11 protein-coding genes are annotated in these 14,527 nt (G+C 39.3%); 2 read left to right on the forward strand and 9 right to left on the reverse strand.

The features are described from left to right. Nucleotides 1–21: 21 nt before the first annotated feature. The 3 genes from C3945_RS06795 to C3945_RS06805 are packed head-to-tail and all read right to left on the reverse strand — an operon-like array spanning nt 22 to nt 2,281. Nucleotides 22–1,134, reverse strand: a complete 1,113-nt coding sequence (locus C3945_RS06795) for a lactate oxidase (protein ID WP_161878947.1) — start codon at nt 1,132–1,134, stop codon at nt 22–24. A gap of 30 nt (nt 1,135–1,164) precedes the next feature. Then, a complete protein-coding gene (locus tag C3945_RS06800; RefSeq protein ID WP_161878948.1) occupies nt 1,165–1,869 on the reverse strand; it encodes an LrgB family protein in 705 nt (234 codons plus the stop codon). After that, nucleotides 1,862–2,281 (reverse strand): CidA/LrgA family protein, encoded by a 420-nt coding sequence (locus C3945_RS06805; RefSeq protein ID WP_161878949.1) that lies wholly within the window; start codon nt 2,279–2,281, stop codon nt 1,862–1,864. The genes C3945_RS06800 and C3945_RS06805 overlap by 8 nt, the downstream gene beginning before the upstream one ends. Nucleotides 2,282–2,499: 218 nt before the next feature. Between C3945_RS06805 and C3945_RS06810 the strand changes: the two genes are divergently transcribed. Then, nucleotides 2,500–3,396, forward strand: a complete 897-nt coding sequence (locus tag C3945_RS06810; RefSeq protein WP_161878950.1) for a LysR family transcriptional regulator — start codon at nt 2,500–2,502, stop codon at nt 3,394–3,396. A 67-nt stretch (nt 3,397–3,463) separates the two neighbouring features. Here C3945_RS06810 and C3945_RS06815 read toward each other — a convergent pair whose 3' ends face one another. The 5 genes from C3945_RS06815 to C3945_RS06835 all read right to left on the reverse strand — a co-directional run bounded on the left by C3945_RS06815 (nt 3,464) and on the right by C3945_RS06835 (nt 11,863). Further along, nucleotides 3,464–5,545, reverse strand: coding sequence for a methyl-accepting chemotaxis protein (locus C3945_RS06815; RefSeq protein ID WP_161878951.1), 2,082 nt, complete (start codon nt 5,543–5,545; stop codon nt 3,464–3,466). Nucleotides 5,546–5,810: 265 nt separating this feature from the next. Then, nucleotides 5,811–7,046, reverse strand: a complete 1,236-nt coding sequence (hflX, locus tag C3945_RS06820) for a GTPase HflX (protein WP_161878952.1) — start codon at nt 7,044–7,046, stop codon at nt 5,811–5,813. Then, nucleotides 7,047–7,982: a tRNA (adenosine(37)-N6)-dimethylallyltransferase MiaA gene (gene miaA, locus C3945_RS06825; protein ID WP_161878953.1), complete on the reverse strand. Its 936-nt coding sequence runs from the start codon at nt 7,980–7,982 to the stop codon at nt 7,047–7,049. 179 nt (nt 7,983–8,161) lie between these two features. After that, a complete protein-coding gene (locus tag C3945_RS06830) occupies nt 8,162–8,488 on the reverse strand; it encodes a four-helix bundle copper-binding protein (RefSeq protein WP_161878954.1) in 327 nt (108 codons plus the stop codon). A 90-nt stretch (nt 8,489–8,578) separates the two neighbouring features. Further along, nucleotides 8,579–11,863, reverse strand: a complete 3,285-nt coding sequence (locus tag C3945_RS06835; RefSeq protein WP_161878955.1) for a DEAD/DEAH box helicase — start codon at nt 11,861–11,863, stop codon at nt 8,579–8,581. A 185-nt stretch (nt 11,864–12,048) separates the two neighbouring features. Here C3945_RS06835 and C3945_RS06840 point away from each other — a divergent pair, with 185 nt between their 5' ends. Then, nucleotides 12,049–12,696, forward strand: coding sequence for a pentapeptide repeat-containing protein (locus tag C3945_RS06840; RefSeq protein WP_161878956.1), 648 nt, complete (start codon nt 12,049–12,051; stop codon nt 12,694–12,696). 220 nt (nt 12,697–12,916) lie between these two features. Here C3945_RS06840 and C3945_RS06845 read toward each other — a convergent pair whose 3' ends face one another. After that, complete coding sequence (locus C3945_RS06845; protein ID WP_161878957.1) at nt 12,917–14,443, reverse strand: glycoside hydrolase family 43 protein; 1,527 nt, start codon at nt 14,441–14,443, stop codon at nt 12,917–12,919. Nucleotides 14,444–14,527: the final 84 nt, after the last annotated feature.

Genomic DNA, 14,527 nt, shown 5'->3' on the forward strand with positions numbered 1-14,527 from the left:
CCTGTCTCTTGTCTCTAGTAGTTATTTATTATCAACTAATGTTGTATTCTTGATATCTTCTACAGTCTGAGTCCCAGCTAATTGCATGACTCGTTTTAAATCGGTATGGAAGTAGTCAAAGACATTTTTAACGCCTTTCCATCCACCTAGTGCCAAGCCGTAAAGTGCTGGACGACCAATCGCAACGACGTCTGCACCACTAGCCAAGGCTTTGAAAATATGCTCGCCTCGACGAATACCAGAGTCAAAAATAATCGGCACACGACCAGCTACTGCTTTTGAAATGGCTTCTAAGGTATCGAATGATCCTGGCGCACCATCTAACTGTCGGCCTCCGTGATTGGATACCCACACACCTGAAGCGCCAGCTCCCATCGCTAATAACGCATCTTCTGGAGCCTGAATGCCTTTAACAATAATCGGCAAGCCTGAATAATCAGCTAGGAACTTCACGTCTCTTGGACTAATTTTTTGTTTCGACTGAGCGTAAATATTATTCAATGACATATTTGCTCCAGAACCTGTTAAATAGCGAGACACGATTGGCATACCAAATGGGTAAACAAATTTATTGCGCATATCTTTTTCTCGGTTCCCAGATATTGTGGAATCCGCTGTTAAAATAATGGCGGTTGCCCCGTCTTGTTTGGCTTCATCAACGATTTTTTTATTTAATTCATCATCTTTACTCATGTATAACTGGAACCAACGAGGTGATCCATTTAATCCTTTTTCAATTTCTTCAAATTTCGCTCCAGAGTAGGCACTGATAGACATAATCGTTCCAAACTCAGCTACACCTCGAGCAGTTCCAGCTTCTTTCGTTTCATGAGCCAACCCGTGTGCAGCAATCGGTGCCATAATGAAAGGCGCTTTAATGTCATGACCCAAAATAGAAGTCGCTGTATCAGGGTGTTCAACGTCTGCCAATACTCTTGGCAAAATCCCTTTATGATTAAAGGATTTGATATTCTGTTTCAATGTGTACTCGTCACCTGACCCACCAGAAATGTAATCATATCCGCCATGTGGCACGATTTCTTTTGCTAGTTGTTCTAATTCTAATGTATTGACTATATCAATATCTCTAACTTCTGTTGGTGCATTGTATTTATTTTCAACTACGTTTTGCATGTTTGTCACTCCAATAATAGAATTTTGTGTTTAAAATAACGCTTGTATCACCATGAGGCCAAAAGGTGCAATGATAACGACTGCTATACCAGTTAAAAGAATAGCCAATCCTGACATTGCTCCTTGTACATCTCCCATTTCAATTGCTTTTGTCGTTCCCATCGCATGAGAACCTGACCCCATTGCAATACCCTGGGCTACTGGATCGTTAATCTTGAATAATTTAAATATTGGCGGTCCGACAATGGTTCCAATGACCCCGGTAAAGACAACAACGGCAACCGTCAACGAAACGATACCCCCTAAGGATTCCGAAACCCCAATGGCAATAGCTGTTGTGACCGATTTAGGAAGCAGAGTCGCAGCCAATTGTTCATTAAACTGGAACACAATACTTAGTAATATAATCAATACGGTATGGAACAAAACACCGAGTCCAATACCAGCCAATATGGCGGTCACATTTTTCTTTAGATGACTAAAGTTTTTCTCTAATTTAATCGCTAAAGCTACCGTCGCTGGTGTAATCCATAATGAAATGAATTGCCCGCCTTCGTCATACGTCTCAAAAGGAATTTGAGCCACTAATAACAATAAGATAATGACGATAATGGCAAAGACCAATGGCGTGAAGAGTGCGATCCGCCACCTTTTATGAAGAGCGGCTCCAATGAGGTAAAGAGAAACAGATAACACAATCCCGAAAAATGGATTAGCAACAATGTGATCAACCATTACTCATTCCCTCCTTTACCTGGAACTGTGATGGTGACGACTGTTTTGTATTTTTTGCTTCTTTTTTTTCTGACCGTTTCATAATAAACTGCACGACAATCCCTACAAAAGCTATCATTGCGGCTGTTGAGATAATCATCACTAACAGTAACTGCAGCCAGATGCTTCCAAGTAAACCGAAGTTGGTCATCAAAGCTACCCCGGCAGGGATAAAGAATATGGCCATGTTGTCGGTAAGCCATGTTCCAACTGTCTCCACCTGCTCAATTTTTATTACGTTAAAGTGCAAAGCTAGAAAGAGTAGAATCATTCCTAATACGCTTCCTGGTACCGCAAAGGGAATAACGAGAGACACTATTTCTCCTAAAAATGAGAATAGAAATATCCAAAATAACTGTTTTATCTTATCCATTCAAGAACCTCCCAGTTCATTATACTATGACTACGTTGATGATAAGCTCGCTTTTATAACAAAACACCCGGCCGGATACTTCCTTTGAAAGCGATTTCTGAATCTGATATAACTATAACACCGCTTTCATAGATTGTGAAATACCGAAAAGTTATGGTATTATAAATATTATTTATAAGAGCAAAAGGAATTGAATTTTCTGACAAAAGGAGCACCTAATGAAGCTGACAGATTTAACTTATTTTAAAACACTAGCCGAAAGCAAAAGCTTCACCGAGACGGCTGAAGCATTCTATATTTCACAACCCTCTATTTCTATTTCATTAAAAAGATTAGAAGAAGCCTTTGGAACAACCTTGATTACTCGAGATCGGTCCTCTAAAAGCGTGGAGTTAACAGAAGCAGGTAAACTCCTTTATAAAAGTGCATTAGATATTTTAGAAAAAATTGATCACACTCATCAAGCGATAGATAACCTCGAATCGAAAGAGGTCTTTTTTGGCTTCTTACCTACAATTGGTGGCCACTTCTTACCTAAACTCTTACCTCATTTATCTGACTTTCGAAGCATGCTTCAATTAGTCGAAGAAGAAAGTTCAGATACGATGTATGAATTAGTGAGAGACCGGAAAGTGCCTGCTGCAATCGTTGGAAGTGATAAACCTACTTTTAAAGACACCCGGTTAACTCAACTGTTGATTGCCGAACGTGATTTAAGCCTTTGGGTATCTCCTTCTCATCCTTTAGCTTCAAAAGAACGAGTGGATGCATCCATGGTAAAAGATACCTATTTTGTGACTTTGGCAAAAGGCTATACTCACCAACGCATATTTGAAAAATGGGCAAAGGAAAACAAGATAGAGGCTTCACGTATTCACTACACCAATGAAATTCAAACGTCCAATTCAATGATAGCGTCTGGCATGAGTGCCGGCATGATGATTGATTTACTTGTTAGAGACCGAACGGATATTATACAGGTTCCTCTTGAAAACCCACCTAAATTTTACGTAAGTTTACTCATTGATAATCGTTCAGATTTGTCCGCTGCTCAAAAACGGTTTAATCAGTCCCTATTTGAACTATCTAAGAGCATATTTAAAAAGGACTCATAAATAAGATAGGCAAAAAGACACGACCACTCTCCTTACGAGTGACCGTGTCTTTGCTTGTTTTATTCTATTAAGAAAATTGGTTTGTTGTTTCTCGTAAATCATTCGCCAGTAGTTTAAGTTGCTCAATTGTGGCCGCAAACTCTTCCATAGAAGCTAATATTTCCTCAGAGTTGGCTGAGACTTCTTCTGTCCCCGCAGCATTTTCTTCAGCGGAAACCTCTATGTTATCCAAGGACTTCACTACTATTTCTTTTCTTTCTTCTACTTGTTTCGCTAAGTCTAATGCTTGATTAATTCGTTTTGCCAGTTGTTCAATTTTACTGGTAATGGTTTGGTTCGTACTGGTTACTTTATTTAGTGAAAGAGATTGTTTGTCACTTTCTTTTAGAACCAAGTTTAATTTTTCCATCATCTCTTTTGATTCTTTTTGAATTTCATAAATGATTCTTGAAATCATTTTAGACGAGTGATTACTTTGTTCAGCTAGTTTTCTAATTTCTTCAGCGACAACGGAGAACCCACGCCCAGCTTCTCCAGCTCTTGCTGCTTCAATGGTTGCGTTTAAAGCCAGCAAATTGGTCTGGTTGGCAATCTCATTAATCGCGCCTAAAATCGTTTCGACTTCTTGAATATGTGTATCCACGTCTTCAACTTCCTGACGCAAAACATTAACCGATTGAATCGTGTGGTTCCATGTTGTGTTCACTTGTTTCATGTTATCATTGTTTTCATTTAACACGGATACTGTTTCTTGAGATTCATTACCTACTTTTTCCATATGGGTACTAATAGCAGAAACAAACTGAGACAACTCGTCCATTTGCGTGACAGTGTTCACTGTATCTTGCGTCTGAACGCCAGTTGAATGAGCGATGTGCTGGATTGTTTCCGACACTTCTTCTGTCGCTATCTTTGTTTGTTCAGTAATCTCAGCTAAGTCAAATGCTAAATGATCAACCGCACTCGCTTTGTCTTGAATTGTTTTAACAACGTCTTCAAAGGTACTGACAGCTTTATTGAAACTCCATCCAATTTGATTCAACTCATTGCCATTTTCTTTAATAAGCATGTTTTGCGAATGGGCTTTCGCTTTTTTCTTTTTCTGAAAGGAGAATATCCGCGTGCTTAATTGACCTTGTTGTAATTTTAGTAAGGCACTCTGAATCGTTTGAGTAATGGACACTAAGTAATTAGATACTAAAAAGGCAAGACCAATTGCTCCAAGAGTACTGATAATGACAACTCTTAATGCACTGTTTAAGAAAATACTGTTCTCAGCAGCCATCTCATCAGAAGTGACTGCACCATAGACGATTAAATTCATACTCGGGACACGTTCATAATATATAGGGAAGGCTCGGTTATTAAAATCATTGTATATATTCCCGGAATCTTCAGTTGCTTCGTAAAAGAGAGCTTGATCACTAACGTCCAAACCAGCCAGCGTCTCATCTTTCGTAAACTGCCATATCCCTTCATCCGTTATTACAAAAGCATAGCCAGTTTCACCAATTTGAGTGGCGTCGATGCTTTCTGAAATACTAGAAAGATCTAAATTAAGACCAAGAAAACTTTGTTCCCCGTTATCCTGTTCAATGGCCATAGTTGCTGACATGGTGGTCACACCTGTTACGACATCTGTATAAGGTTGAGATATGTGAACATCCCCTCTTGCTTGAATGGCTCCCTGCATCCATTCACTTGATGAGGCTTCAATAGATGAACTGTCTAATGTCCCTAGAGACGTTGATCCAGGTATGTAAAGAAAGATATCGCTAATAAACTGAGATGATGAACGCACTAACTCTAGGGAGTTTTCTACGGTTAAGGCATCTTCAACTGTATCTATTGTACGAATACCCTCCAATTCACCTAAAGCTCCTAAGGTAGTAACTGCCTCCACCCCTGTATCTTCAAGCAGGGTGACAATAGACGTTGTGGCAACTTGTTGTTCTCTTAATACTCGACGAGTGACCACTTGTTCCATTCTAAAATACAACACTCCAGAGACTATGAAAATCGGTATCAATACTAGACTAGTAAATAGAACAATTAGTAAAGGTCTGACAGACTTCTTCTTTACTTTATCATTCTTCTTCACTTCACTTTTTACTTTTCTTATTGTTTTAGGCTTCACTATCAAGTCCATCAGCTGTATCCCCTGCTTTCTTTTATTCTTACACTATCTAATATCGGTTGGACCTATCTGTTATTAATAGTTTGTTAAAAACAATTCAAGCAAAGGTGAAAGGGCTAACAAAAATAATTGTGAGCGAATGACTTGCATGAATGTGTGTTATGCCAACAAAAGTAGTCGTTTGTGTTAGAAGACATGCAAAGACTTTTTAACATTACTCGTCGGACAACAAAAATCGCAATGAACCAATCAAAAGATTGATTTCATTGCGATTAATTTACTCTTTAGCCCATTTGGAATTTGCTTTGGCATAACCTTCAACAAAGTAAAGTTGATTTTTTTCATCATATAATTGTCTGTCGAGAATGGTATATTTTCTTAACTCTGCCAACCTATCCCCTCGGTGGCCGGGGATTTGCAATTGGTATGGCACCATCAATTTTCGCATCTCTTCTTCTAACGTCTCTCTGAGAGAGTCTACATCTTCTGCGTCTCTTGCAGATATTAAGATACTTGGGTACAGGCTTCCTTTGAAGGGGTGTTCTAATAAATCTTTTTTATTATAAATAGTTAAAACAGGGATGTCTCCCATGTCGAGCTCTTTTAAAAGAGATAATACAGTTTGCTCATGAGCTTCTATATTCTCCGCAGACGCATCCACTACATGCAACAGCATATCGACATCTTTAGATTCTTCTAAAGTCGATTTAAAGGACTCAATCAGCTGAGTTGGCAAATCCTGTATGAAGCCAACCGTATCTGTAATAGTGACTTGCATTCCTGAAGGCATGTCAAACTGACGAGTTAACGGATCAAGTGTGGCAAAGAGCTGATCTTTTTCATAGGTCCCCGCTTCAGTTAACTGGTTTAAAAGAGTTGATTTCCCAGCATTTGTGTAGCCTATTAATCCGAGTTGGAAGACATTGCTTTGCTTACGCTGTTCACGGCTTCTTTCTCTATGTGACTCGATTTTCTTCAATTCATTTCTAATATCAGACATTTGCCGTTGAATGTGCCGGCGATCCGTTTCCAGTTTGGTTTCACCAGGACCTCGTGTCCCAATACCCGCACCTAGTCGTGACATATTGACACCTTGACCAGCTAGCCTTGGTAAAATATAGGATAATTGTGCCAGCTGAACTTGCAAACGTCCTTCTTTACTTTGAGCTCTTAACGCAAAGATATCAAGAATCACTTGAATCCGGTCAATGACTTTAGTTTCTACCTCTTCTTGCAAATTACGAACATTGCTTGGCGACAATTCCTGGTTAAAGACCACTGTTTGTGCGTCTAGTTCTTCAGCCAAATGTTTTAATTCAGTGACTTTTCCTTTTCCTATGACGGTTCTTGAGTCCTTGTGTTCTCTTTTTTGAGACAGTCTCGCCACAACTTTCCCACCGGCATTTTCAACTAACTGCTCTAATTCATCCATTGAATATTGAAAGGCTTCTTCTTGATTTTGCCGTTCAAGTCCGACAATAATGACTTTTTCATATTCCTTTTCCGTTTCCATTTAATCACTCTCCAAGTGTTTGCGTCCTATTTCAATGACCTCTTCTAATTGCTTGCTGTCAGCAACCAAGTCAACCCAAAGATCAACGTCAAACCTATTTCTAAACCACGTTAATTGTCTTTTAGCATAGTTCCTTGAATGTTGCTTGACTAGAGCAACTGTTTCATCCCACTCTTGTTTAGTTTCAAAATAGGGAAAGAATTCTTTATACCCTATCCCTTTTGTACTCTGTGAATCCTTTGGTACCGTATGATACAATAGCTTGGCTTCGTCAACTAATCCATTGTCGATCATGTTTTCTACTCGTTCATTTATACGCTTGTACAGAACGTCTCTATCAGTAGTCAAGCCGATAATAAAGGCATCAAATACGGGCTCCAACTGTCTTTCTGATTGGAAGTCTGAGAACAACTCTCCTGTTTCATGAATGACTTCCAAGGCCCGTATCACTCGTCTCACATTGTTTTTATGAATAGAATCGGCAGCCGATGAGTCTTTTTCTCTGAGTAATTGGTGAAGGTAATCCCTTCCTTGTTCGTCTACAATCTGTTGCATCTCTTCTCGGAACTGGTCATTAGGTTCGGCTTTCCCCCCATGTGACACATTGTATAAAAGAGATTCGATATAGAGGCCCGTTCCCCCTACAACAATCGGCACTTTACCTCGAGAACTGATATCTTTAATTTTTTTTGTCGCATCTGCTTTAAAATCAGCTACTGTATAGGGTTCATCAGGTTGTTTGATATCTATCAAATGATGAGTGATCCCTTTTGCTTCTTCTTCAGTTACTTTTGCCGTTCCTATATCTAATTGTTTATACACTTGCATGGAGTCCCCATTAATGACTTCACCATCTAGAGCTTTCGCAAGTTGGATACCTAAGCTCGTCTTTCCCACTGCAGTTGGTCCGACGATGACTATAATCTTTTCTTTCACATTCTGCCTCCAGTCATCATTCTTTAACTAAGTATAGCATAGGTTATCAACCACCGTTAACTATATCAAACCACGCCATTGGCAGTCGCTTCATTAATAGTAAAAAAAAAACAAAATACCGCAAGTAGCCATTCTTATTCAACCACTGTAAGGAATGAACGACTAGTTGCGGTATTTTATTAGGCTACATATTCACGGCATGCATCAGCACAAGCGAAACATGCTTTTGCACATCTTTGACAGTGGTCATGATCATGTCTCGCGCATTCGTTACCACAGGTCTGACACGCTTTCTCACAAAGAGAAATTAAATCCGTCAAGACCACACCGCTTCTGCCGGCATAACTTAATACGTTTAGACACATCTCAGCACATTCTCTATCGGTTCGGATGCACTCTCTCATCATATCGATATCATCTTCTTGAAGACAAGCGTCATAACAGTTGTTGCAAGCTTGAAGGCAGTCATATGCTGCATCCATCACCTTTTGCAATGTATCATCCATGTTACTTCCTCCTCTAAATAGTTTGTTCATTTATTTAAAGTATACATGAGGAATTGCTTTCAATTCAAGGAAGAGCCATTGCTATTTCATTTAAAAATCATTATCCAACAAGGTGAGCACTTCTTCAGCCGATAGACTATTTAGAGTCTGATTATTTCCTTTAGTAATAACTGAATCAATGAGCTCTCGTTTCTTCTCTTGTAAATCATTAATGCGTTCTTCGATTGTTCCCGTTGTAATAAAGCGAACCACTTGAACGGATTTCTTCTGACCAAAGCGGTGTACACGGTCGGCCGCTTGGTCCTCAATAGCCGGATTCCACCACGAATCATATAAAATAACCGTATCGCCACCGGTCAAGTTCAACCCTGTTCCTCCTGCTTTTAAAGAAATAAGGAAGAGGTCTTTTTCACCTGTATTAAAGCGAGTGGTTAATGTGAGTCGGTCTTCGTTTTTCGTTTGCCCATCTAAATAGTGATAAGACCTACCTTGAGCATCGAGTCGTTCTCTAATAATTTTTAGCATAGAGGTGAATTGAGAGAACAAGACGACGCGTTTGCCGTTTTCTCTGGCTTCTTCTAAATATTCCATCAACCGTTCTAATTTTGACGATAGGCCATCGTAGTTTGGCATAATCAGTTTCGGGTCACAACAAATCTGTCTTAAGCGAGTCATGCCAGCCAATACTTTAATTCGATTGGTTTGTAAGGTATCCGAATCGACCATTTGCTTGATTTCTTGTTTAATTGCAGCATGTTGAGCCACATATAATTTCTTTTGCTCATCTGACAGTTCAATGTACTCAGTCGTTTCCGTTTTCTCTGGAAGATCATGCAACACATCACGTTTCAAACGGCGCAGAACAAAGGGTTTAATTTTGGCCGCTATTTTCTCTTGATCCATGGCCTGGAACTGTTTACGTCCTCTGAATAAGCCCGGTTGAATAATAGAAAACAACGACCACAACTCGCCTAAATGGTTTTCTATTGGGGTTCCTGACAAAGCAATCTTTGTTTCAGCTGTGAGTGCTTTTACTGCCTGAGTCGTTTTTGCAGAACTATTTTTTACATTTTGAGACTCGTCCAATACGATGGTAGTAAAGCTTTCGTCACCATATAAATCGCCATCACGCTGAATAAGAGGGTAGCTCGTAATCCAAATAGGAATGTTTTGATCGAGTGCTCGCTTCTTTTGCGCTTCTCGTTCTTTTTTATTACCTGAGATGACAATCGTTTCAACATCGGGAGCAAATTTTGCCCATTCGTGCTTCCAGTTGTAAATGACGCTTGACGGACAGACAATTAAATACTTGCCTTTTTTCTCTTCATACATTGCCAACACAAAAGCGATAGTCTGAATAGTTTTTCCTAGGCCCATATCATCCGCCAACACACCACCGAAACCGTAGTGATCTAAGCTTCTTAACCACTTGTATCCAGTGACCTGATAGGGACGCATGTCAGCCTTTAATCCTTTTGGCAGTTCAAATTCTAAATCAGCAGGCTCTAATAGGCGCTGAACGAGATCTTTAAAACGGCTCCCTTGAGTAATAGACTCTTCTTCTAAAGCGGACATCCCTTGGAAAACAGAAATAGACATGTCACTTTCGAATTCTTTATCATCAATATCTAGTGATTCTTTTGCTCGTTTTAATGACTGGAAAGACGGATCTTTCAAGTTAACGATTTGACCATTTGATAGTCGATAATAAGGTTGGTTCTTCTCCAGTTCCTTCATTAATTGTTTTAAATCATCCGGTGTCATCCCTTCAGTCTCAAAACTGATATCCAATAAATTAGAAGATTCTCGCATTTCCATCGTCACTCTTGGTTGACGCGACGGATTATATAATAAATTACGAGCCGACTGAGATAACATAATCGCCATTTCATCTGCCAATCGACCTAATGAATCGTATAAAAAATGACTTATCGAATGAGCTTGCGTGAGTCTCCACACCGATTCTTCCCTGGCAGGTGCAGGGATTTCGTCGAACAAGGTCGCCAGTACTTTAGATTCTTTGTTCCACTCTCGAACGATGATTGTATCTTGAACATCATTTTGAGAATGATCCAATGGATAGAGAGTCTGATTTCCATAATTGAATACTGGTCGAATAATAATATCGTTCCCTTGAGTATCAACATATAGTTTCGGCTCGAACTCCGCTTGATAAAGCAGATTTTGAACTTCTTGGTCCATATGAATGGTTAACATCTCTTGTAAATGAGACAAGGTAACCGACATGAATTCTTCCAGTTCTCTATCTTTCATGACTAACGTATTGGAATTGGACTCTCTTAAGCCATCGAAAATCTGTCTGAGCAGCTCATAAGAGGGGGGTTCCATCAAATAAAAAATGGATTGGTATTCAAGCATTTTAGCTTTATCATGAAAGGTTAATTTCTCTAGGGAGATCGACTCATCCATCAGTGTAAAATAAAATAAGTTCTCTTTCTTTTCAATATTAAAGCTTAAATTCAATTGACTGATTGACGATTCAACCGTTAATGGCTGACCACGATCTGCCTGAGATAATTGCCTTGGTGGGCGGCCAAAACGAACGAAAGCCCCCATTGTTTTAGATAATAAAGCAAGGACTTCTCTAAGATATAAAGGTGGAATGGTAAAACTTTCTTTGTTAGATAATTGATTGTCATAGCCAATTGGTAACAAAGACTGAGTTAAGTCATTAATGTCTTGTAGTTTTTCAAAGACCCGTCTGTCCTCAGGCAGCAAAGCATGCTTCTCAGGAGAAAAAGTTAAATTCTTCCCAAATACCACTTCTTCCTCATTTAATATGCCCGAAATAGTCTGGGCTGTTTGCTTAATAATATAGAGGTAATCTTTACCGATTTTGAAAAACAAATCGTAGACCGGATTATTTCGCGTTCCGCTGACATTTAAGCTGTATTCAACAAAAATAGGCTCTTTATATAAGGACTCCGTTTGACGAGCAATGGCTTTTTTAGATAAGGATAGTAATTCACTCACCGTTTTTTCGCTTTCACTATAGGAAAACATGGCTTGTGACTTTTTATGGTTGCCATATCGATTAGACTGTTGATCGAGATCTCTTGCGTCAAAGTCATTCAAATAGAACATTCCGGCTACCACATGCTTACATGCACCCGTTTGCCTTTCGAATACTTGACACGTGCAGTGGTATTTCTTAGCGACTCCATTGGGATAAAATCTCAAGTGCACCGTTTCATTCTGGCGGTCTTCCACCGTCACTTGAATGGTGTGATTTGCCGCATCCACTTTCATCTGCTTCACTTTACTTTTTGAGTAGATTTCTTTTCCCTGTAAGAACGTACTGTAATTAGTAGACAGTGACGTTATTGTCATCTCTGGAAATGTTTGTTTCTTCATAATAGTCGTCATTCCTTTAAAGCCATTTTAGTTGGTCACGTCGAAAAATGTGTCATGTAAGTTAATGGAAAAAGTTTATCTATCTATTATACCAAATATTCTCCACTATTTGGATAGCATTTTCAAAACTCGTTCCTCCATATGATACAATGAGTGAGAATACAAAGAGAACAGGGAGTGAAACGATGAACAAAAAAATAGTTCTCCCAGAACTATCCGATCATATCGAAGAAATCACGCATGAACACTATATAGATGGCGAAGATATGATTATAGAATCAGCCCATATTAAAGACTGCACCATATCGTTGAGTGAGATCAGATTGTTAGAGTGCTATTCTGTCCGATTCACCAATGTCGTCTTTTTAAATGGTAGTTTGAAGAATGCCTATTTTAAGAATGTGCTATTTGAAAAATGTGAATGGATTAATGGGGAATTCAGCCATTCCGCTATGAAATCAGTTCAGTTCAAGCAATGCCGATTGAATGGTCTATTATTATCCGAATCGACACTTGAGCATGTCTCATTTAACGATTCTATGATGACCCTCTCAAGCTTTGGCTACTCAACGTTCAAAACAGTCCAGTTTCATCAATGCCAATTATCTGATACCGACTTGCTTGAGATGACATTGAAGCATGTTTGGTTCCACTCCTGTAATCTGAATCATGCCCGCATCAGTCAAACGAGTTTAAAAGATGTCGATATCAGCACGTCAGATTTTGAAACACTAAGTATTAATTTAGAAGACATTAAGGGTGCCATTGTTAACCAGTCTCAAGCTCTCTCCTTTTTGAAGTTTTTAGAATTATCGATTACAGATGAGTTTTAATTGCCGACTCACTGTTATTTTTCGCTTGAGTAGTTATATAAGTCTGTTTAATTAACGACTCATATAAGTTTTATGACCGAGTTAGCATATAAATCGATTTAACTAACGACTCATGACCTACTTGGCATTTGAGTTAATAGTTAAAGAGAGTAGTCAGTAAAGTTCTCATTTAAACGTATAAAAAAACGAACCGTGTCCAGCTGACGGTTCGTTTTTTTGGTTAACTATGGTTTATTAATTTCAAATAATTAAAATCAGCATGTCCGTCATCTTTTAAAGAGGTTGCGTAGATGCCCATTGTGCAGCCGACAAATCCGCCAGCTACTTCAGGACTTAAATGATGAATGTCTGCATCTTCGACAACAACGACTTCTTCATTATCAGCCTTAAAGCTAGCTTTTAGATTCAAACCAGTCACTTCAATAGTTAATTCCATTTCACTTGAATCGACTGACTTCAAACCGATAACCCTATCCTCTCCATTAGAGGTGCTAATAAATTGAACTTGCTTATCTCCTCCACTAGTCACTAAGACCAGTCTTACAGCGTACTCGTTGCTTTGTATGAGTGCCAACCCAGCTTCCGATTTGTCAGTCAAGTGTTCTTCTAATCGAGTGGATAGTGTGAAACTTGCTGCTGACTGGCGAAGACCTCTGTAAATGGGTGATGCCTTGTCTTTTAATGTGTACTCATTAGGGAATACTCTTAGCCAACCCTCTCTACTCTCGCTATCGTAACGGTTAACATCTGGATTACGTAAATGCAAGAATGACGGATTGTCTTCAGTTAGATCGAATGTTTCTCTTTCTTTTACCGGTTGCAAAGGTAAAGCGTGTTCTTGTTCTTCCAACAAACGCCCGGCTCCTGGATTAACGACTGGCCAATCATCTTCCCAGATCACTTCCGCCAAGAACGTTTCTCTTCCCATGTTACTGTAGCCATCGATTGGCCGAACGGCTAAGCAAGTCATATACCATTTGCCATCCGGTGTCTCTACCAAATCAGCGTGACCGACGTTATGAACAGGAAATTGACTACCTAAATGGCGGTGTGTCAAAATCGGATTGTTTTTATTTCCCACGTATGGTCCATCGATTGATTTGCTTCGGGCAATCGTTACAGCGTGATTAAAGCTTGTGCCGCCTTCAGCAATCATGACATAGTAATAGCCATCTTTCTTATAAATATGTGGTCCTTCTGGCCAAATAGCGTCTTTTAAAGCACCTTTCCATATAGCCGTACTGACGCCAGTTAACTGCATGGTCTCCAAATCAAATTCTTGTAACCACACTTCCCAGTCACCGTTATATTTAGCGCCTAGTCTATCTTCTCTTGTACCCACATAGTAACACTTGCCGTCATCATCAAAGTACAAACTTGGGTCAATCCCAGGTGCATTATCGATAAAGTAAGGGTTAGACCAGGGTCCAGCCGGATCAGTTGCCGTAACGACAAAATTACCACCATGAGGGACATTTGTTGTAATCATGTAAAAAGTCCCATCGTGATAGCGTAAAGTTGGTGCGAATATGCCTTCTGAATGATTCAAGCCAGTTAAATTTAACTGTTCCTCTCTATCAAGCACATTTCCAATTTGAGTCCAGTTAACTAAGTCTTTACTGTGGTAAATAGGGACTCCTGGAAAATACGAAAAAGTGGATGTTACTAAGTAATAATCGTCTCCGACAGCACAGACAGATGGGTCTGGTGAAAAGCCTGCCAGGACAGGGTTTTTAAATGTTTGCATTTAATCTCTCCTTAGTTGTACGTATAAGTGTATATTACACTAAAAGCACTTACATTTCAGCAACTATTTTCTATGTAAAAAACC

Origin of the sequence: Alkalibacterium sp. MB6, from assembly GCF_009935905.1 — a bacterium.
Classification (GTDB): Bacteria; Bacillota; Bacilli; order Lactobacillales; family Carnobacteriaceae_A; genus Alkalibacterium.